This window comes from Mesorhizobium sp. M0808, assembly GCF_040320025.1.
GTDB lineage: Bacteria > Pseudomonadota > Alphaproteobacteria > Rhizobiales > Rhizobiaceae > Mesorhizobium.
Window position 1 is genome coordinate 43,442 of the sequence record NZ_JAMYOX010000037.1, and the last position, 19,524, is coordinate 62,965.

The following is a 19,524-nucleotide window of genomic DNA, read 5'->3' on the forward strand; positions in this document are numbered from 1 at the left end:
GTTGACGAGAACCAGGATCGGCAGACGCCGCGCACATCGCCGCGGACTCGGACACAGTGCAGCATGCACCGCTGCCGCCGGCCGATCGCAGCGGCACAGGGGCGACTCCATGTGGACGGGCGTGCTCATGCGCATGGCGCGTGCTTGAACAGATACCCGTTGGCCCGCTGCAGTATCTGCGCCAACCGTTCCGCACGCGGCCCCAACGGGGCGATGGCTTCCCCGGCGTCGCGCAACAAATCCAGCGCGAACTGGCGCGCTGCCTGCAGCCCCATGATCGACGCGCAGGTCGGCTTCTGCGCCGCCGCGTCCTTGCCGGGGGTCTTGCCCAGCGTGGCGGTATCCGCTGTCGCGTCGAGAATGTCGTCGACCACCTGCAACGCCAGGCCGAAACAGGCGGTGTACCGATCGAGCGCACAGTACAGCGCAGCGTGCGCGGCATCCTCCGCGATGGAGCATAGCGCGCCCATGCGAACGGACGCGCGCACTAGCGCTCCGCTCTTCATCCGGTGCATCGCCACGATCCTGTCCAGCTCGGCGTGCTTTCCGACCAGCGACAGATCCATGGCCTGCCCGCCTGCGGCACCCTCGGCGGACACGGCCTGCGCCAGTTCGCGCACGAGCGCGATACGGTTGTCGCCCGGCGCATCCAGGCTCGCCAGGGTCAGGAAGGCGTGCGCCTGCAGCGCATCGCCGACCAGGATCGCAGTGGCTTCGCCGAACTTGACGTGCACGGTCGGAAGGCCGCGGCGAAGCACGTCGTCGTCCATCGCGGGCAGGTCGTCGTGGACTAGGGTACAGGCGTGCATCATCTCGATGGCGGCGCCGACGTCGTCGAGCATGTGCGCCGGCGTGTCGGCCAGTGCGCCGGCAGCCAGACAGAGCAAGGCGCGGGTGCGCTTCCCGCCATGCAAGGTGGCGTAGCGCATCGCCGTCATCAGCTCGGTCTCACCGTCGTCTTCGGCGCAGAGAAGACGCGCCAGCGCCTGTTCGACCCGCTTTGCGCCGTCCTGCATCCAGATCTCCGGCAGCAGCCTGCCGGATGCGCCGCGCGCCTGCGCGCCCAATCCGCCGAGCGCGGAAACACCAGTTCGGTCGTCGTGTAGCGTGGAACCGGTCTGCATGTTGTTCATGTCCTTGTACCTGACACGGCCACGGCGAGCGCCGAGCCGCCGCGGTGTTGCCGGCGTCGCACCGAGCGCGCGCGCCGAGTGCAACATTGTCGCGCGTCGCCGGCGCCGCTGCCCGCCACACGGGGCATGCGATGCCAGATCATGAGAATCCGATGCGGATTGTCATGGACGGATGTGCGGTCGGGTAATAGCGCCGGCCTTTGTCGACGCCGCTCAGCAACCGCGGCCGCACCCCGGCCTGGTGCATGGTCAGCGCCAAGGCGATGCAGAACTGCACCATTTCCAGCCATACCAAGTGGTAGCCGATGCAGACGTGTGGGCCGGTACCGAACTGCAGCATGTCCACCGGCCGGATCGGCTCCGTGCGTTGCAGCCACCGCGCCAGGCGGAACTGATCAGGCGCTTCGTGCAGCAGCGCCGAGGTCGAGAAATGCAGCAGCGGGATGCACAGATGGGTGCCCGCGGGAATGCGCCGTTGGCCGAGTTGCAATTCCTGCAGCGCGCGACGAGGCAGGAGCGTGGTCGCCGGATGCAGGCGCAGCGTCTCGCGGAACAGCGCCTCGGCGACCGGACACTGCGCCAGGTCCGCGTGCCGGGTCGGCACCGCGCCCACGCGTTGCGCCTCCTCGACCAAGGCGTCCCACAGCACAGGCTGCCGCGCCAGCTCGATCACCATCCAGGCCATCGTCGAGGCAGTGGTGTCGTGACCGGCAAGCAGCAGCAAGCGGATATTGGCGACCAGGACGTCATCGGAGAGCGCATCGTCGCTGCGGTCGAAGGCGCTCACCATGTCGTTGATCAACCCGGTGCGCGCGGCATGCGCGCGCGCGTCGCGAACGAACTGGCGCAACTGCGCGTCGATCCAGTCGCGGGCGGCGCGGCCGCGCCGCAAGGGCAGTCCGGGCAGGTCGACCGGGGGCGCGACGATCAACTGCAGCAGTTGCCGGTACTTGCCATGCCATCCCGGCAGGTCCTGCGCGGGGATTCCCATGAGGCTGAAGATGAGCTTGAGCATCAGGTCGCCGGTTTCGCGCAGGATGGTTATGTCGCCGCGCTCGCGCCACGCCTGCACCCGCGCCCAGATGACGGGCGCGAACAGGTCGCCGATGCCGGCCTGGGTCAGCCCCTTGGGCAGGAACGCCGCCTTAATCGCATCGCGCGCCTGCCGGTGCGCGCCGCCGTCCTGGGCAACCAACGTTCCGCCAAGCAATTCGGGCGCGATCTCTTCGATCAGCGCCGAGGACACGTCCTTGTGCCGGAGCAGTGCGAACGCATCCGGATGCACGCAGGTCATCAGGTGTCCGGCAGGGCCGAAATCCAGCCAGAAGTGGCTGCCCAGCGTCCGTTCTGCGCGCTGCAGCAGGCGCGGCAGGTCGCAGACAATGGCGGGAAGATGCCCGACCAGGGGGAAAGCGCCAGGCATGACCGGGATGTCGCATCGCAGCCGGTGCCGACGGTTGAGCGGGTTGAGCAGCATGTCCATCAGCAGCGCGCCGCCGCCGCCGATTCGGTGTCGCCGGCAGGGCGCGCGGCGCAGCTGTTGCCACCGTCGGCGTATGTCGGCACATGCGCCAGCATGCCGCCATCGATGCACACGACCTGGCCGGTGATGAACGCAGCATCGTCGGAGAGCAGGAACGCCACGAGCGCGGCCACGTCCTCGGGGCGGCCGACGCGCTGCAGGAGCTGGTGACGGCGCAGATGCCGTTGCATGCACTCGTCCAGCTTGGCGAGGAGACGCTCGGTCATGACGAGACCCGGCGCAACGGCGTTGCAGCGGATCTGCGCATGACCGTATTGGGTGGCGAGCGAAGCCGAGAGCATGTTCATCGCCGCCTTCGACGCGGCGTAGGACGTCTGCGCGGTGTCCCCGCTGAGTCCCTGGCACGACGACATGTTGACGATCGCGCCACCGCCGCGGGCGATCATCCGTGGGATGGCCTGCCGGCAGCAGAGCAGGGTGCCGCGCAGATTGGTCGCCATGGTCTGATCCCAGACCGCCAGGTCCAGGTCGAGGATCGCGCGGTCGCGCGGGGTCAGATGCATGGCGCTCGCATTGTTCACCAGCAGGTCGACCCCCCCGAAGTGCCGCTCCGCCGTCTCGAACAGCGCTGCCACCGCCTCCTCATCGGCGATATCCATGGCTATGGGCAGCGCGTGGCCTGCTTCGGCCGCGATCTGCGCGGTGCAGGCGATGGCCGCCGAGCCATCAATGTCGGCCACCACCACTCTGCCGCCCCCGCGCGCGATGGCGAGAGCGCATGCCTTGCCGATGCCGGCGCCGGCGCCGGTCACCACGGCCACCTTGCCTTCAAACCGTCCCATCGTGTCTCCTGAATTGCATTGGTCTTTCGCGGCATGCCGCTCGGCCTCCGCCGGAGAAGGCGCAGGGTCGGCGCTGGCGCGCTCGTCATGGCCAGCGTCGCTTTCGATGACCCGAATGGCGGCGACCGGGCACTGGTTGGCCGCAAGCCGCACGGCGGCGTGCAGCGCCTGCGGGACCGCCGCCACGCACACTTCGGCCACGCCGTCCGGTTCGCGCTGGCGAAAGGTGCCCGGCAGCGTCAGCACGCACTGCCCGGTAGTTCCGCACAGATCCTGATCGACCAGGACGCGCATCTCAGCCCTCCTGCCCATGCAGCCGCACCGTCAGCGCGCGGAACGTCCTAAGGAACGCGGAGGGCTCCCGGGTCGGCTGCTCGGCCAATGCCAGCGTGGGGAAGCGCGCCTGGATCCGCGGCAGGCTTTCGGCCAACTGCACCCGGGCCAGTTGCGCACCAAGGCAGAAGTGGATGCCGTGGCCGAAGGTCAGCATGATCTTCCCGTCGATCGACATGCCAGGACTGGTGCCGTAGAACCGCACGGGATCGAAGCGGTCGGGATCGGCGAAGGCGTCCGGGTCGCGATTGCCGGCCGCGATCAGCACGCGCACGTCCGCGTTCTTCGGGATCACCACGCCGCCCAGTTCGATGTCGCGCTGGGCGATACGCGGAATGGAGCTGAACATGGCGGGCGCGTCGTAGCGCAGGGCTTCTTCGACGAATGCCTTCACCCCCACGGCATCTCCCTTCAGCCAGTGCCGCTGTTCGGGATGCGCCAGCATCGCCAGGACCGCATGGCCGATGGCCGCGGCAGTGGTGGCGAAGCCGCCCAGCAGCATGCCCCAGAGCATGCTGATCAATTCCGCATCCGACAGCATCTCGGCATCGTCGTCGTGTGCGCCGACCAGCATTGACACGATGTCGTGGCGGGAATCGGTGCGCTTGCGCTGTATGAGGTCGCCGAAGTAGGCCTGCACCCTGGCGCTGGCCTCGTCCCCCGCAGCGAGTTGGGGATCGCTGGCGTGCGGGCTCAGGCCTTCCAGAATGGCGCTGATGCCGGTGACGAGCCCGAGAATGTCGTCCCGGGGCATGCCGAACAGTTCGCCGAAAACCAGCATGGGCAAGGCCAGCGCGAATTCCCGATGCAGGTCCACCGCCTCCCCGCGCTCCAGCGCGGGCGCCATGCCGTCCAGGCGCGCTGCGACGATGCGAGCGATGGTCGGCCTCAGGTTGTCGATCTGGCCCATGGTGAAATCGCGCGAGATCAGCCGGCGCAGACGCGTATGCGTCGGTGGTTCCTTCATCGCTAGCGTGGACGCCAGCAGATTGAGTGACAGGCTGGTCGCCGCACGCGGGAAATAGCGCGCCAGTTCGCCCGGCGCCGGTCCCCGAAAAGCATCGCCCGTGGCCTTGAGCGCCCAGTAGATGTCGGCGTGGCGGCTCAACAGAAAGAGGCCCGACGCCGCGCGATGCACCGGATCGTGCTCGCGCAACCACCGCATGAACGGATACGGGTCGTGGATGCACGCTGGCGACGCCAGTTCTGCGAAGGCGTCCCGGCATGCTGCCGTGGTTTCTTGCACGTCCATCTTGGTCACCTGTTGGCTAGCTGATCTGATCGGCGCGCGGCAGGCGCGCCGGCAATTTGGAGAACATCGCGTTCCTGGTGGCGTCCGCGCATCACCAGAGCACCGGGAACTCCTCAAACCCGCCAGTGATGATCTCCTTGCGCAACTTCAGTTCTTCGGGCGCCACGGCCAGGCGCAGCGCGGGAAAGCGCTGGAAGATCGAACCGAACACCGCCTTGAGTTCCAGCCTGGCCAGCGCCAAGCCGATGCAGTTGTGCGGCCCGTAGGAGAACGCCAGGTGCGGGTTTTCGTCACGTCCGATGTCGAAGATTTCCGGGTCGTCGAAATGGCGCGGATCGAACGACGTCGCCGGCAGGCCGACCAGCACCTTGCTCTCCGCGGGAACATGCACGCCCGCGATGGTCACGTCGGTCCTCGGATAGCGCATGACGCCGTCCCAGCCCGCGCCCGGCGGGTACATGCGCAGGATTTCCTCCACCGCCTTGTCCACCAGGGATGGATCGCCGACCAGGCGTTCGCGCTGTTGCGGATGGCGGAACATGGCCAGAAGGCCGAATTCGATCTGCGCGACGGTGCTCTCGTGCCCCGCCACCAGCATGCCCGTCGCCAGGCCGATCGCCTCTTCCTCGGTCGCCTTGCCCTGGTCGACCGCCGCGAGCAGATCCGTCAGCAGGTTGTCGCCAGGATCCTGGCGCTTGTCCCGCATCTTGCCGCGAATGTAGGCGCGCAGTTCTTCCCAGGCCAAGCGCGACGCGCTGCGCGGGCCGCTTTCATGCTGGTGCGTCATCACCTCGTCGGACAGCCCGGCGAAAAAGGCGTGATCCTCGTAGAGCACGCCCATCAGCGCGCTGATGACCATGGCCGGAAGTGGAAAGGAGAGGTGGCGCCGCAGGTCGGCGGGCTGGGGCTGGGCCGCCAGTGTCTCGAACAACTGCGCGGCGATCACCTCGACTTGCTGCGCGAGCAGCTTCACCCTGCGGTTGCTGAAGGCCGGCGCCACGATCGCACGTAACCGGGCATGCTCGCCCCCCTCGTGCGAGACCAACCACCCCGGCGATCCGAGAATCACCGAATCCGGGGTGAATGTCGCCGGCGGCATTCCCGAGGGCCGGAACGCCGCGTCGGACAGCACCGCCTTGGCTTCATCGTAGCCTGTCACCCACCAGCCTTCGTGCCCGGACGGGAAGCGCACGCGGTGGATCGGACCGTTGGCGCGTTGCGCCAACATCTCGGGCGAGGGCTCGAGGTGATCGACGCGCCACATCGGCAGCGTCGGCAAGGGTTGTTCGGACATGGTGGCACTTGATCTCTAAGCGATGGAAGGGCGGGAGGTGACCGGCAGGCGCTGCGGGCAGCGAATGGCTTAGGAAGGCATGTAGACGACGTCCTCCGCAGCGTAGCCCGATTCGATTATCAAGGTCGGCCAACGTGTAACTGCCTAGGCATACCGCGCGGCGAGATGCAGAACGTTATCCTGCGCCTTCGAGTTCAGGATAAGGCGAGTGTGGCGGGCCTTTGAGTCGCAGCCGGCCATCAAGATTTCCTGCGCAAGGGTCGACAAGGGCGGCGAGCCTGTTTGGTAGGGGGCGGTTTCGCCGAGGCCCCCTTCCCATAGAATGCTATCTGATGCGGATTTGACATTTTGCTTTTCTTTCTTCGTTCCATCGATCGCGGTGCCATCCACGAAATGAGGTCGGTCGGCGGCTCCCGGCCCGCAACGAAGGAGCTTCAAAACTCGTGCCAATTTGGCCGGCCCAGCAGAAGAAAAAAATTGTGATTGCTTTTCATCGGGTTAGCCTGAGGCCAGACAAGAGCTCGGCGAAATAGGCCGGTGTCGCGGGCCAACAAAGGCGACAGAACAGTGTCGGATAGTACGCCTCGGCGACCTTTCGGTCGGGCTTGCGACATTCTGGTCCAGTTTCGAACATAAGAGGGTGGCAAATAGACACGATTGGGGAATTCGATCCTCACGGAGTCAGGCGCTTGCCGAAGCGCGCGCTCATGGTTGCTGCGACAGGCGCATGTTCGCGAAAGCCGAGCCTGCGCACGCAAGAACACGTTTGCGGCAGACGCTACGAAATCGCTGCAGTGCCCGCCGGTGTGAGGTAGGGCATCGGCTCGGCTTTCGGTTCGTCTTTGTCCAGCCGGTGCGGAAGCGCCGCATATCCGCACCATACAGCACCCTTGTCGAGCGTGCTGACGAGGCGGTTATAGGGCGCGCCTGGTCTTGAAGACACGGTCCTCCCAAGAAAAAGGATCGCTCCAAAAGCATCTCTATTTGAAATGGCACGCCGCTTGCTGCTCCTGGTCAGAGCCCATCAAAACACGATGAAAGCGACTTGCGCCATGCCCGACACGCGAAGCTCTAGACCGTGGCCTGAGGAGACGGTGCCTGTTCCCGCTGAACATCGGTACATCATCTCCTCCGGAGGTCCCTCCTCGGCAGCCGCTTTGCGCACGGCTGGTCCGATGGCGGCACGCCAACACATGGCGCTCGCGCAATTGTCGTCTACCGGTTCTGATCAGCATGTGAGTGCCCAACAGCCCCATCAAAGAGCCACCGAAGCCAAGGTCGGCGGGTCACTGGCAAACTTCGACAATACGCCGAACCAGCTCAGTAACGCGGGTCTCTTGCGGAAAGTCACATTTGAGGCCTCCACACGCGTCCGATATTGGCTTCGGGCCCGCTATCACTTTGTCCCGGGCACGAGCGCGAGCGATGGATGCCGCTTCCGGCGCCATAGCCGTGGAAAGATTGCCCCAGCGGCTCGACAGCCTCCACTTGCTCAGATCGATGGCGTTCGGGTGACGAAGACCAGCAGCCAAGACGTTCCCCTTCATCGGGATGGAAAAAGGAGGGTGCGAGCCGCGAGTGCCTCATTTCATGCCCGGCATACGAGCCTTTGCTCGGTATTGCGCCAGCCTCTGCCAGAATCCGGCGCGCCAGTTTTTTTCTGAGGAGCAAGTTGATGACCGTTCAAAAGAAGGTTCCCTTCGTCACCTTTCTCACGCGTGTTCGCGATGAGTCAGTCCAGGGCCCAAATCCATATCGCTGGGAAGAAAAGACATCTGACGACTACTTTGCCGGCAAACGCGTCATCCTGTTCTCGCTGCCTGGCGCCTTCACTCCGACCTGCTCGACCTACCAACTGCCCAATTTCGAAGAGCTCTATGATGAGTTTGAGAAGGAGGGAATTGACGCGATTTACTGCGTCTCCGTCAACGATGCCTTCGTCATGAATGCGTGGGGGAAGTCCTTGGGCCTGCATAAGGTCGAGCTCATCCCCGATGGCTCAGGCGAGTTCACACGCAAGATGGGCATGCTGGTCGCCAAGGACAATCTCGGCTTCGGGATGCGCTCCTGGCGCTACGCCGCCCTGATCAACAATGGCGTGGTGGAGCAGTGGTTTGAGGAGGAAGGTTTCTCCGACAACTGCGAGGCCGACCCCTATGGCGTCTCATCACCGCAAAACGTTCTCGAAACGCTGAAAGCCGCCGCATGACCTAGAAAACGTCTCACTGGTGCCATTGCCCGCCCCAAGAGGCTCCTCGACAGGATTATCACGCTCACCATGCAATCCTCAGCAAGCCTGCTTCAGCGCCAGAAGCAATCGATGGTCGCATCGCCTCAACTCATTGAGTCGATTCGCTTGCTGCAACTGGCGCAAACTGAACTGCATCAGTTCGTGGAGCGGGAAATCGAGAAGAACCCGCTCTTGGAATCTGCGTCAAACGATGGCGGGCCTTTTGGCGATATTTCGATTTCGGGAGCGGATCAGCCTGTCGGCCCACGCGCAAACGCCGTTGACGGACCGACCGGGGCCGGGTCGCCTGAACGGCTCGGGCAATGGAAATCACTTCGCAACACGACCAACAACCCGCCGGGGAATGGCCCTTCCCTCGACGAGTTTGCCAGCCTCGCCGAGACATTGCACGACCATGTCGCTCGTCAGATCGCCCTCACTGCGTTCACACCACAGGAGCGGCTGATCGCTGGCCAGCTTGCCGCCGATCTGGAAGACACTGGCTATCTTCGGGCAAACCTTTTGGAGCTGGCCGAGAGCCTGAATGTCCGGGAGGCTGATGTGGAACGGGTTCTCGGAACCTTGCAGCACTTTGATCCACCGGGAATTTTTGCGCGAACTCTCGGAGAATGCCTCGAAATCCAGTTGCGCCAGCGAGACCGGTTCGACCCGGCAATGGCAGCTTTGGTTGCCAATCTTGAAATGCTTGCGCGACGCGATTTTCAGGGACTGAAGCAGCATTGCGGCGTCGATGAAGACGACCTTCTCGACATGATGCATGAGATTCGGGCGCTCGATCCCAAGCCTGGAAACCGATTCCAATCCGGTGCGTCTGAATCAATCATACCCGACGTCTGGGTCACGCCCTCGCCGGAAGGCGGGTGGCAGATCGAACTTGATCCGGCCACACTGCCCAAGCTGCTGATCAACCAAACCTACTATGCCGAAGTGTCGCGTCAAACTGTCCGAAATTCGAAAGATCAAGCATTTCTCAACGAATGCTTGCAAAACGCGAACTGGCTAATCCGCAGCCTCGATCAGCGCGCCAACACGATTATTAAGGTTGCGGCTGAAATCGTGCGCCAGCAGGATGCCTTTTTGGAACATGGCGTCACCCACCTGCGGCCTCTCAATCTCAGAACCGTCGCTGACGCGATCGGCGTGCACGAGTCGACGGTAAGCCGGGTGACCTCGAACAAGTACATGCTTACCCCGCGCGGAGTGTTCGAACTGAAGTATTTTTTCACCGTCGCGATCGCGTCCTGCCAAGGCGGCGATGCGCACTCCGCCGAAGCTGTCCGCCATCGGATCAAAGCGATAATTGCCGCAGAATCTCCCGGCGACGTGCTTTCCGACGATGACATCGCTGTCCGGCTGAAGGAAACCGGCATCGATGTTGCGCGCCGCACCGTCACAAAATATCGCGAAGCAATGAACATCCCCTCCTCCGTGCAACGCCGCCGCGAAATGCGCTTGTGTCTTTAATGTGGGTCAAGGCAGCCAACCTCATGTTGCAGTGCATCCAAAGTGGAGACTTCGTTCATGACCCGATCCGCGGCAGGCGTCATGGACGCTGTTCTGCACGACCCAGAAAAGCCCGACCAACCGTCTGGTCCCGCATGGGGTGCGGTCATTTCGCTTTCCTTGGGCACCTTCGGGCTGGTAACGGCAGAGTTTCTGCCTGTCAGCCTCCTCACGCCCCTCGCGAATGATCTCGGTGTCACCGAGGGTGCGGCTGGACAGGCGATGACGGCGACCGCTATCGTCGGGGCGATCTCGGCGCCGACTGTGGCCATCATCACAAAGCGCCTGGACCGCAGGATCGTCATGTGGACGATGACGCTGCTGCTGATCCTGTCGGACGTTCTGGCGGCCGGCGCGTGGTCGCTGGCGGTACTCCTGACGGCACGCGTCGTGCTCGGCATAGCGCTCGGAGGCTTCTGGTCGATGTCGGCAGCAGTGGCCATGCGGCTCGTTCCAAGCCACCTCCTGCCGCGCGCCATATCGATCATCCTCACCGGCGTTTCCGTCGCTACCGTTTGCGCAGCTCCAATCGGCGCTTATGTCGGCGATATCTGGGGATGGCGAAGCGCCTTCATGCTCGCCGCAGTCGTCGGCGCCGCGACACTGCTGGTGCAACTCATAACCATTCCGAAGCTGCCTCCGGTTGGAGTGGCTAGCTTCCGCAGCCTGCTGGATGTGGCCAAGATTCCGATGATCAAGGTCGCGCTTTTGGTCGTCCTGCTGGTCGCTTCCGGCCACTTCGCCGGCTTCACCTATATCCGCGCCTTCCTCGAGAAGGTTCCCGCGCTGGATGTCGAGACGATCTCGCTTGTGTTGCTTGCTTTTGGCATCGGCGGATTCTTCGGCAATTTGGCCGGCGGGCTGCTGGCCGAGTACAGTCTCAAGGCAGTCGCGGCCCTTGCACCGCTGCTCATAGCGATAGCCGCTGTTTCGCTGCTGACGGCGGGAGCATCGGCCTCCGCCTCGGCGGTTGCGGTTGCCGCGTGGGGCTTTGCCTTCGGCGCAGTGCCGGTGGGATTGCAGACGTGGATGGTGTGGCGCGCCGCTCCCGAGCAGGCCGAAAGCGCGGGTGTGCTGATGGTCGTAGCGTTCCAAGTGGCAATCGCAGGCGGCGCGATTTTCGGCGGACTATTGGTGGACAATGCCGGGATTACCAGTGCCATTGCCTACAGTGCTCTTGCCACGTTCCTCGCTGCCCTGACAGTGTTCCTGCTCGGCCCGAAGCGCGAAACCTAGAGCAGCGCAGCGGGACGAGAGATGCAATCGCATGCACGGCGCGGCGCGATCCTCCGCATGATTACGCATGGTCAACGCAAGCGCCTCGCCGGCTTCACCTCCGGGCCATGGCGACCTTCGCCGCCAGACACGCGAACCTCGCTGGCACCGGTTTCCACTTGGCGACGATGAGCGCTGCCAGCGCGTTGCTGGCGGTCATATCCTTGACGACAAGCCGGCATTCTGGGCGAGCGACAGCTACGCGCCGGCCATGCCCGTCAGAACGCCGGTGAAGATGCCGCACGATAGCGCAGCCAGGTCACGAAATGCCAGTGGTGTCAACGGCGGCCGGATTATCGTCGACCGCGCGAAGCCCTAGGCCGACGCGGGTGCTAAACAGCACCAATCAGGGAGATGGAATCATCAGGACGCGACATAGACCAGCAGTGAATGGCCGGTAGATCAGCTCGGGATAGACCAGCCGGAGCACCGGCACGCCGCGCACCCCTTCGGTAACCATCCGGTCTGGGCCGCGGCAGACGCGTGATCTGTGCTAGACTGGGCGGATGGAGATCGACACGGACAAGATCGATGATGCGGTCTTGGCGCTGCTTTGGCTGACGCTGCACAATGAACGATGCGCCTGGAAGAGCTTTGATTGGGAGTGACGGATCGGCTGCATCGGAAGGGGCTGATTGCAGACCCTGTGAACAAGGCGAAGTCCTTGGTCCTGACGGACGAAGGTCTTCAGCGGTCGGAGGAACTGTTCCGCGCGCTGTTCACGCGGCCGAGGCCATAAGGATCTGGCGGGGCTGCCAATTCCACGGAAGCAGTTCATGAAGCCGGTTCTGCGGCGTATCGGCGACGCGGGTGAGGACGTCGGCCAGCCAGGCCTGCGGATCGACGTCGTTGAGCTTCGCCGTCATGATCAGCGTCGCCATGGCCGCCGCCCGGGCAGCGCCGCGTTCGGAGCCGGCAAACAGCCAGGATTTGCGGCCCAGGGCAAAACCGCGCAGCGCCCGTTCGGCGGCGTTGTTCGTAAGACAAATCCGGCCGTCCTCGATGAAGCGGGCAAAGCGGTCCCACCGCCGGAGCATATAGTCGATCGGCTTGGCGACAGAGGCCGAGCGCGACAGGCGGGAGCGCTCCTCACGCAGCCATTCTTCGAGCTTCAATAACAGTGGGGCACTTCTTTCCTGGCGAACCGCCAACCGTTGCTCCTCAGTGAGGCCGTTGATGTCGCGCTCGATGTCGAACAGCGCGTCGATGCGCTTGACGGCCTCGAATGCAATGGGTGAGATCGCCGGCGCCTTCTTTCCGCGCCGCGCATTGGCGGCAATGTCGGCCAGCTCGAAGAACTGTCCTCGCGTATGGGCCCAGCACAGCGCCGGTGCTGGTCCCTGAGCCCGCGACGGATCGTAAAGCGTGTTGTACCCGCTATAGGCGTCGGCCTGCAGGATACCGGTGAAGTCTTGCAGATGGCGCTCGGGGTGATCCTGTCGTCGATCGCGCGAAGCGTAGTAGAGCGCGGCCGGCGGCGAGGTTCCGCCGAACGGCCGGTCGTCACGGACATAAGTCCAGATGTGGCCGGTGGCCGTCTTGCCCTTGGCCAGGATGGGCACCGTGGTGTCGTCGCCATGCAGCCGCTCGGCGGCAAGCACATGGGTCTCGATCAGCGCATGCAGCGGCTGCAGCACCAACGCGCAGGCGCCGACCTGGTCGGCCAGCGTCGACACGCTCAGATCGATGCCTTCGCGGGCGTATCGTTCGCTCTGCCGGTTCAGCGGCTGATGCTGACCGAACTTCTCGAACAGGATCATCGCCAAAAGGTTCGGGCCGGCGAAGCCCCGCGGGGTTACGTGGAAGGGGGCCGGCGGCTGCGTGATCTTCTCGCATTCCCGGCACGAGAACTTTTCGCGCACCGTCTGGATCACCTTCCACTGGCGCGGGATCACTTCCAGCGTCTCCGTGACGTCCTCGCCCAGCTTCGACAGTTTCGCCGATCCGCAGCAGGGACAGCTTTCGGGCGCGGCGATGACGACGCGCTCGCGCGGCAGGTGCTCTGGGAACGGCTTGCGCGAAGGCCGCTTGCGCTCGAACGATTTGACCGACTGCGTCTGCGCCGCCGCTTTCTCTGCCGCCAACTCGTCCTCTGTCGCGGCCGAGCCGAAAACAGATCGAACTGGTATGTCATGGACTGGCGAGGCATGGACATCTCTCCGACTCGTTTCGTGAGAGACCAATGCTGCGCCCATTACCGCAGATTGCGATGAGGCGTCGGCGTCTTCCAGTAACTTTGCCAAAGCATGCAGGCTCGCGAGATCGACGTGCGGAACCGGCAGGCTGCGCCAATATCCGCGGTCGAACATCCATGCTGGGACTTCAAGAAGCCGATCAGAAGAAGCACCAGAAAGGCTGCAGCGGAAACTATCCGTACCTTTGGCCAGCGCCTGATGGACATGCACGAGCTGACCGCACCAAGGATGCCACGGATATAAAAGCTCGCGAACCTCCGTCCCGTGGGTGTACTGTCGTCGTGTTGTACAACACCGCGCGGCCGCATTCCCAAATCGCCTGGCAGACACCGGCCGAGTTCGCCACCACCTTCAATCTGCGACGGTCGCTCGCGCTGCGCTATGCCAAAGGCTCCGCGCCAGCGCCCGCCGCTTCACCCGCCCAGCAGGGCACAACCCACGCCGGAAACGAACTCAAAACTGGATAGAAACTGGGGGCAAGGTCACTCGCCACCGGGCGGCTTGGCGACCAGCTTTGGCTCCATCGGCGGAATGAACTCGAGCCGGCGGGCGCCGGGCTGCAGCAACAAAAACGTCGATTTTTCATCGCGTACATACGGCCAGACAAAAAGCCCGGCGTGCTCCCTCCGCCATATCAATCGATTTTATCCGAGGTGTCACATCCGGGTAATCTAGCGGCTTCTAATGAAACCGGCTAAGGGGAGCGCGAATTTGGGGGAACTTTTCGTGAATAGCCAAAAAGATGCAGAGCGTATCCTCGCCGAAATGTCGATCGCACAGGCGATTTACGATGCCATTTGCGAGATGAACGGATCTTCGTACAGGCAAGACAAAGCACCTTTGCGGTGGGACACTTCGTCAGGCCAACCGTTGAGCCTAATGAGTATTGACGGCTTTTTCGAATTGCGGGAACTCGCTAGGCGCATAGCGTCGAAGATCGACACGCCTGCGCTCATCAGTCTCCAAAGACACACCTCGCAGTCGTCAAAAAAGATTGACTTCCACTAGGTAGAAACTGCGCTCGCGCTGCGACGTGCCTCTGGTCTGAGCGCCGACAAAACCCGGCGATCGGGAACCGCCCGCCGCACCTTTCGGCACGGCGGGCGATCAGTCGTTCACCAGGCACGGGGCTGCAACGAGGTGCCGAAATTTGGTGGCGGCACCTATTGGACCGAAGACGATGATCCCCATAGGGACTATGATGATGGGGTCGACGTAAATCGAACCGAAAAGAACCGAATTATTTTCAACTTCCTTCGAACTTTGGAGGAGGCATCCGTTTTGAAGGATGGCGCAACAGCCGAAGCGCTTTATGCCGACTCGGCCGTCCGGAAGCGAATTAAGGCAGCCTCGATTTCCGATATCACGGAATTCGGGAGAATGACCCATGCCGAGATGACGGCACTCTGCGATGCGGCGCGCTTGGGTCGGCCAACAGGCGGCGCGACCATCTTTGTCACAACCTTTCCATGCCACAACTGCGCGAAGCACATAATTGCATCAGGTTTAAAGCGGGTTGTGTTCATCGAACCGTACCCAAAAAGTAAGGCACTGGAGTTTCACGAGGACTCTGCTGTCCTTGATGAAAAGAATGAACGACGCATTTTATTTGAGCATTCCGTGGGTATTTCGCCCCGCAGGTATCGAGAAATATTTGAAAAAGGTTCGAGACGCTCTGCTGATGGGAAAGTTGCTGAATGGTACAAAGGAGAGCCTATGCCTTTGCTCGAAGATAAAGGCCCGTCGTACATTTACGAGAAGAGTCCGCTATATACTCCTCCCTAATAGCAGTGGCTGAGGAGCTAGGTATAGTGGTCAAATCAGAGCAGTCCGGATCGGATGAAATCGACAAGACGACAGCAGATACAGAAAATATTGCGGCCCAGTGACCCAGCTGCCGATTCACTCCTCCGCCGCCGGTCTGAACTTCCGCACGATGAATTCGAACAGGATGTCCGAGATCCACATTGCCGACACCCCGATCAGGAACGCCGCGGCGAGCGTCGTTGTGTCGTCGTCGGTCGCCGGAATCGGCAACCCTGTGGCGCGGAAGTAATTCACTACCGGCAGCGTCAGATAGGGCAGCCGCCAGGGCGCCGCAGATCGGCGACGCCACCATGCGCGTATCTTGTAGCGGTGGCGCGACAGAGCGCGCAGGACGCCCCCAGCGAGGCCGGCAGCAACGACCGGGCCTCGGAACTCGGCAAAGGTCTCCGGCGGCACATCTTCAAATTCGTATCGTTTGCCGCTGGCGACGAACCACACCGAAAGGATTCTGCGATCCAGATCGTATTCCGTTTTGCGTATCGAGGTGGATGGCATGACGGCGGGGATGCGCAAGGTCCAGGAGGTCCCAGGGACTACGAGGTCTATGGCTTCATGACCACCAAGCCGAACGCCCTTGTCACGCACCTGCCCGCGCAACCGTGAAGGCCCACTGGACTCTCCGGAGCAAAGAACGCATTGTTCCCGAGGGGAGCGGGGACTTGGAAAAATCTCGGTATGACAATCGGTCTGGCCAGTGGCGGAAGCGCCCTGGCGTAAGGCGATATCGTGCCCGACCGCTCTCGGGCGTGCCGATGCGGCTGGTGTATGTTACCATCGCGGCAGTGGCCGCATTGGCGACACAGTACTTCCTGCAGCACACCGATGGTTTCCAAAAAGCCGTGTCGAAATGGATCGGCCCGGCTCCCGCTCCAATAGCGGGGATTGCTTCCGCTGCTCGACCGGAAAGATACCATCGGCATTACCGATGCTATGGTCGAACCAGCGCTCGGCCGACGTTATCGGCGGCGATACGATCGAAATTCACGGCCAGCGTATCCGTTTCAGTGGAATCGACGCCCCGGAGGCCGCGCAACGGTGCGATGACGCCAAGGGCTTCCGCTACCAGTGCGGTGCGAAGTCCGCCGGCGCCCTTGACGCCTTCCTGGCAGCCTCGAGGCCGCTCCGGTGCACTTTCGTCGCTTGGGACCGCTACGGCCGCTTTGTTGCCGACTGCTCGCGGGCCGACGGCAGAAGCGTTGCCTCGTGGCTGGTGGAGAACGGCCAGGCTCTTGATTGGCCTAGCTACAGCCAGGGCGCATATGCACCGCAGCAGGCGAGAGCGGAGGCGGCGAAAATCGGTCTTTGGGCGCGATTTCGAGGCGCCGTGGGTTTGGCGGGTAGAGCACGCAGAAAAGGCGCAGCCGGCGATCAGCCAGCCGCTCGGCATCGTCGGCGGCCGGCAAGTGGCGCAAAGCTACTCATGCCAGCCGCGGCGAACTTGCTCGAAAATCAGCCCGTGCGACGAGGCGCAATGGTATCTCGGCAATTGCCCGTGGGGCGGCAAGCTGGACCGCGATGGCGACGGAAGGGCGTGCGAGACGCTCTGTTAGGAACGACAATGGGCCGCGGCCCTCGGGGGGACGTATTAATGGACGAGAAATTCTACAATCGCGTTGGCGGCGACCGTATCTCGTCGCGTCAGGTCGACGAACTCATAGGGCTCGCCCGTGGCCTGGCCGCAGATGGAACCATCAACAAGGCCGAGGTCGAGTTCCTTCAAAAATGGTTGGCGGCGAATGTGGAGATCAGTAATCAACCAATCATCCGAACCTTGTACCGGCGCATCAATGAGATCCTTGAAGACGGCGTGCTCGATTCCGATGAACACGCGCAACTTGTGGATACGCTAAACAGCTTCTCGAATCGTAATTTCGAACTCGGAGAAGTGCTAAAGCCGACGTCGCTGCCACTCTGCGATCCGGCCCCGACTTTGACTTTCGTCGGCCGGTTGTACTGCTTCACAGGCACATTCAATTTTGGCCAGCGGAAGCATTGCGAACAGGCCATCGCAGATCGCGGAGCCTTCGCGGGAGGTCTGAGCCAGAAAACAGAAGTTTTGGTTATAGGCGCCTATGCCACCGAATCGTGGAAGCATTCTTCATTTGGGGATAAAATCGTCAAGGCTACCGGCTGGCGCGACCAAGGATTGCCAATCTCGATCGTCGCCGAAAGTCACTGGGCCAGCTTTCTCTGAGGTGTCCTTTGCCAAACGATCGGGCCAAGTTTTCAGTGCGGCGCACCGCCCGCCAGCAGATATCGGTAGCCGTTCGTCGTCATCCACCGGGCGCGGGCGAGATGCGTCTCCCAAGCCCTGAATGCCCGCTCCGGTTCCTTCTCAGGATCGATATGCAGGACGATCCTGGCGACCTCTCGCCAGTCCGCCTCCTCGGCCGCGGCGTCGAGCAGGCGAATGTAGGTAAGCAGACGCTCTTCGTCGTATCCGGTCAGAACCGAAGAAGTGGGAGCCTCATCGGCGACGTCAGAGTCGAGCAGACATTTGCGCATCGACGCTTTTCTAACCCAGTTGATGCCAGCTGCAAAAAGCGACTCGCCCTTTAAGGTTACGGAACTTTAACGAAAGGAGAGCATTGACTAGAGGCCACTACCTATCATATTGATAGGCGCATGGCCGAGATTATACCGCTGACGCTTACGGCGCCGCTTGCGTTGAAGATGATTCGGCAGCTGGCGGCTGACACGAACAATATTGTGATCGTTGCACACGCCCGCAAGCGCGGACGACAGCGGAGCATTTCTCGGAGGCAGGTCGAACTCTGCGTGCAGCGGGGTACGATCTGCGAAGGTCCAGTGATGAATGCGAAGGGGCATTGGCAAGTCAATATGTACCGGCACGCTGCAGGAGAAGAAATGGAATGCGTCGTGGCAATTGATTGGGGAAAATCTCTGATCGTGATCACGGTGTTTTAGGAACGGGTGAAGAGATGGCTTACCACTATACCGAAAGCGGTCTCGACAATGTTTGGCTCGAGAACGGATACACAAGGCACGATACGGCTTACGGAGTCGGTGTTTCGATTCAAGATACCGAAGGCCTCCACAGGGCGATCGGTCAATGGGTCATATCGCTCCCCAAGCCTCTAAATGGCGCAGAGCTTCGTTTCCTGCGCCTAGAAATGGATACTACGCAAAAGAACCTCGCCGGGATCCTCGGGGCCGACGAGCAAGCTGTGCGGCGGTGGGAAAAGGCCCGGACGAAGCCGATGAATGGCTCCGCCGACTTGCTCCTGCGCGCCCTCTATTCCGAGTATACTAACAAGAGCAGCCGCATTCGTCGCATGATTGATCGGCTTGCAGAACTCGACCAGATCGAAGCACCGACAGGGCGCTTTTGTGAAACCGATCACGGATGGCAGCCGCAAGGCTGTGCCGCAGCGTAGTCTTTGCCCCGGCCTCTGCGCCGGGGTTTTTCTTATCGCGGAGAATTCGATGCCGAGGCCAGTTTTGCCGTTAGTCAGCACAATGCTTCTTCCGGCGGAGATTCCAGATGCCGGCGCCGCCCTAAAAAAGTTGGAGGAAAGGAGATGGCGAGAAGCCAATCCCGCAGTCTTCATGCACAAGCGAATTGCGGACACGATCGAGCAATTTGAGAAGAATTTGGGACTGGAAAGCGAACTCGGGGTGACCGTTGTTGGTGGCCAAGATAGCCCAATTCATCTCCGGTCATTTGCGTGCTCGCCACCGGACATTTTAGAGTTCCATGGCGTCAACGAACGCGGTCAGTCTGTTACGCTCATCCAACACCATACGCAAACCAGCCTGCTTCTCACCGAATTGCCGAAGATCAAAGCTAAGGCATTTCGCATTGGCTTCGTGCCGGCAGGAGACGGTGGTGCGTAAAGCGCGTATTCGCCCGACGCGTTACTAGACGTCATGTTCCGAGGCGGAGAACGGTGGCCCGCCCTTTCGTGCGATTAAAAGACGAGGGTTGCTCGGATGGGCCGAGCCGATCCTCACGCACGGAGAGCGAGCCATGGGAGAGTATAGCGAAGCATTTGTCGCGTTTGATGTAGCCAAGAAGAAGCACGCGGTTGCGATCGCGGAGGGCGGCCGCACCGGCGAGGTCCGGTTCGTCGGCGAGGTCGAGAATAGTCCGGCGGCGATAGAGCGGACGATCA

General features: G+C 62.3%; 17 protein-coding genes and 7 pseudogenes. 11 read left to right on the forward strand and 13 right to left on the reverse strand.

Annotated features, from left to right (window positions below; translation table 11 throughout):
- Positions 1–125: 125 nt before the first annotated feature.
- The 8 genes and pseudogenes from NKI25_RS28820 to NKI25_RS28855 all read right to left on the reverse strand — a co-directional run bounded on the left by NKI25_RS28820 (position 126) and on the right by NKI25_RS28855 (position 7,280).
- Positions 126–1,124: a polyprenyl synthetase family protein gene (locus NKI25_RS28820; protein WP_353000100.1), complete on the reverse strand. Its 999-nt coding sequence runs from the start codon at positions 1,122–1,124 to the stop codon at positions 126–128.
- Positions 1,125–1,272: 148 nt separating this feature from the next.
- Positions 1,273–2,616 (reverse strand): cytochrome P450, encoded by a 1,344-nt coding sequence (locus NKI25_RS28825; RefSeq protein WP_353000087.1) that lies wholly within the window; start codon positions 2,614–2,616, stop codon positions 1,273–1,275.
- A complete protein-coding gene (locus NKI25_RS28830) occupies positions 2,616–3,458 on the reverse strand; it encodes an SDR family oxidoreductase (RefSeq protein ID WP_352975564.1) in 843 nt (280 codons plus the stop codon). Before NKI25_RS28830 ends, NKI25_RS28825 begins: the two co-directional genes overlap by 1 nt.
- A gap of 168 nt (positions 3,459–3,626) precedes the next feature.
- A pseudogene (locus NKI25_RS28835) lies at positions 3,627–3,770 on the reverse strand (ferredoxin); the annotation flags it as partial.
- Entirely contained in the window at positions 3,754–5,043 is a 1,290-nt protein-coding gene (locus tag NKI25_RS28840) for a cytochrome P450 (RefSeq protein ID WP_353000089.1), read from the reverse strand. The pseudogene NKI25_RS28835 and the gene NKI25_RS28840, both read right to left, overlap by 17 nt.
- Before the next feature lie 91 nt (positions 5,044–5,134).
- On the reverse strand, positions 5,135–6,337 hold the full coding sequence (locus tag NKI25_RS28845) for a cytochrome P450 (RefSeq protein ID WP_353000091.1): 1,203 nt from the start codon (positions 6,335–6,337) through the stop codon (positions 5,135–5,137).
- A 153-nt stretch (positions 6,338–6,490) separates the two neighbouring features.
- Positions 6,491–6,684: pseudogene (gene nifH / locus NKI25_RS28850) on the reverse strand (nitrogenase reductase); the annotation flags it as partial.
- A 431-nt stretch (positions 6,685–7,115) separates the two neighbouring features.
- On the reverse strand, positions 7,116–7,280 hold the full coding sequence (locus tag NKI25_RS28855) for a hypothetical protein (protein ID WP_156937376.1): 165 nt from the start codon (positions 7,278–7,280) through the stop codon (positions 7,116–7,118).
- Between the two features lie 732 nt (positions 7,281–8,012).
- Between NKI25_RS28855 and NKI25_RS28860 the strand changes: the two genes are divergently transcribed.
- The 3 genes from NKI25_RS28860 (at position 8,013) to NKI25_RS28870 (ending at position 11,327) form a co-directional block, all read left to right on the forward strand.
- Positions 8,013–8,546, forward strand: coding sequence for a peroxiredoxin (locus tag NKI25_RS28860; protein WP_023678214.1), 534 nt, complete (start codon positions 8,013–8,015; stop codon positions 8,544–8,546).
- Positions 8,547–8,615: 69 nt separating this feature from the next.
- The gene (gene rpoN, locus NKI25_RS28865; RefSeq protein WP_023678215.1) at positions 8,616–10,052 is read left to right on the forward strand and encodes an RNA polymerase factor sigma-54; all 1,437 of its coding nucleotides are present in this window, start codon (positions 8,616–8,618) and stop codon (positions 10,050–10,052) included.
- Positions 10,053–10,109: 57 nt separating this feature from the next.
- Positions 10,110–11,327, forward strand: coding sequence for an MFS transporter (locus tag NKI25_RS28870; RefSeq protein ID WP_023678216.1), 1,218 nt, complete (start codon positions 10,110–10,112; stop codon positions 11,325–11,327).
- A 124-nt stretch (positions 11,328–11,451) separates the two neighbouring features.
- On the opposite strand, the pseudogene NKI25_RS28875 reads toward NKI25_RS28870, so the two are convergent.
- Positions 11,452–11,817, reverse strand: a pseudogene (locus NKI25_RS28875) (ABC transporter permease subunit); the annotation flags it as partial.
- Positions 11,818–11,872: 55 nt separating this feature from the next.
- On the opposite strand from NKI25_RS28875, the pseudogene NKI25_RS28880 reads away from it, so the two are divergent.
- Positions 11,873–12,105, forward strand: a pseudogene (locus tag NKI25_RS28880) (DUF6429 family protein).
- Here the strand turns inward: NKI25_RS28880 and tnpC are convergent.
- The gene (gene tnpC, locus NKI25_RS28885) at positions 12,086–13,675 is read right to left on the reverse strand and encodes an IS66 family transposase (protein WP_353000094.1); all 1,590 of its coding nucleotides are present in this window, start codon (positions 13,673–13,675) and stop codon (positions 12,086–12,088) included. The pseudogene NKI25_RS28880 and the gene tnpC overlap by 20 nt on opposite strands.
- A gap of 1,026 nt (positions 13,676–14,701) precedes the next feature.
- Here tnpC and NKI25_RS28890 point away from each other — a divergent pair.
- Positions 14,702–15,346, forward strand: a complete 645-nt coding sequence (locus NKI25_RS28890) for a deaminase (RefSeq protein ID WP_353000095.1) — start codon at positions 14,702–14,704, stop codon at positions 15,344–15,346.
- Positions 15,347–15,463: 117 nt separating this feature from the next.
- On the opposite strand, the pseudogene NKI25_RS28895 reads toward NKI25_RS28890, so the two are convergent.
- Positions 15,464–15,784: pseudogene (locus NKI25_RS28895) on the reverse strand (hypothetical protein).
- A pseudogene (locus NKI25_RS28900) lies at positions 15,767–15,883 on the reverse strand (KTSC domain-containing protein); the annotation flags it as partial. The pseudogenes NKI25_RS28895 and NKI25_RS28900, both read right to left, overlap by 18 nt.
- Before the next feature lie 430 nt (positions 15,884–16,313).
- Between NKI25_RS28900 and NKI25_RS28905 the strand changes: the two are divergent.
- The 3 genes and pseudogenes from NKI25_RS28905 to NKI25_RS28915 all read left to right on the forward strand — a co-directional run.
- Positions 16,314–16,637, forward strand: a pseudogene (locus NKI25_RS28905) (thermonuclease family protein); the annotation flags it as partial.
- A 10-nt stretch (positions 16,638–16,647) separates the two neighbouring features.
- Positions 16,648–16,938 carry an excalibur calcium-binding domain-containing protein gene (locus NKI25_RS28910; protein ID WP_352722514.1) on the forward strand — a complete coding sequence of 97 codons (291 nt, stop codon included), beginning with the start codon at positions 16,648–16,650 and terminating at the stop codon, positions 16,936–16,938.
- A 38-nt stretch (positions 16,939–16,976) separates the two neighbouring features.
- Positions 16,977–17,582 carry a BRCT domain-containing protein gene (locus tag NKI25_RS28915; protein WP_023678224.1) on the forward strand — a complete coding sequence of 202 codons (606 nt, stop codon included), beginning with the start codon at positions 16,977–16,979 and terminating at the stop codon, positions 17,580–17,582.
- 32 nt (positions 17,583–17,614) lie between these two features.
- Here the strand turns inward: NKI25_RS28915 and NKI25_RS28920 are convergent, their stop codons facing one another.
- Positions 17,615–17,893, reverse strand: a complete 279-nt coding sequence (locus NKI25_RS28920; protein WP_352480493.1) for a DNA -binding domain-containing protein — start codon at positions 17,891–17,893, stop codon at positions 17,615–17,617.
- Positions 17,894–18,013: 120 nt separating this feature from the next.
- On the opposite strand from NKI25_RS28920, the gene NKI25_RS28925 reads away from it, so the two are divergent.
- From NKI25_RS28925 to NKI25_RS28935, 3 genes are read left to right on the forward strand one after another with little or no spacing between them, the layout of a single operon-like run.
- On the forward strand, positions 18,014–18,316 hold the full coding sequence (locus tag NKI25_RS28925; RefSeq protein WP_352480494.1) for a DUF4258 domain-containing protein: 303 nt from the start codon (positions 18,014–18,016) through the stop codon (positions 18,314–18,316).
- A 14-nt stretch (positions 18,317–18,330) separates the two neighbouring features.
- Complete coding sequence (locus NKI25_RS28930) at positions 18,331–18,786, forward strand: helix-turn-helix domain-containing protein (protein ID WP_023678227.1); 456 nt, start codon at positions 18,331–18,333, stop codon at positions 18,784–18,786.
- On the forward strand, positions 18,740–19,246 hold the full coding sequence (locus NKI25_RS28935; protein ID WP_156937377.1) for a hypothetical protein: 507 nt from the start codon (positions 18,740–18,742) through the stop codon (positions 19,244–19,246). The genes NKI25_RS28930 and NKI25_RS28935 overlap by 47 nt, the downstream gene beginning before the upstream one ends.
- Positions 19,247–19,524: the final 278 nt, after the last annotated feature.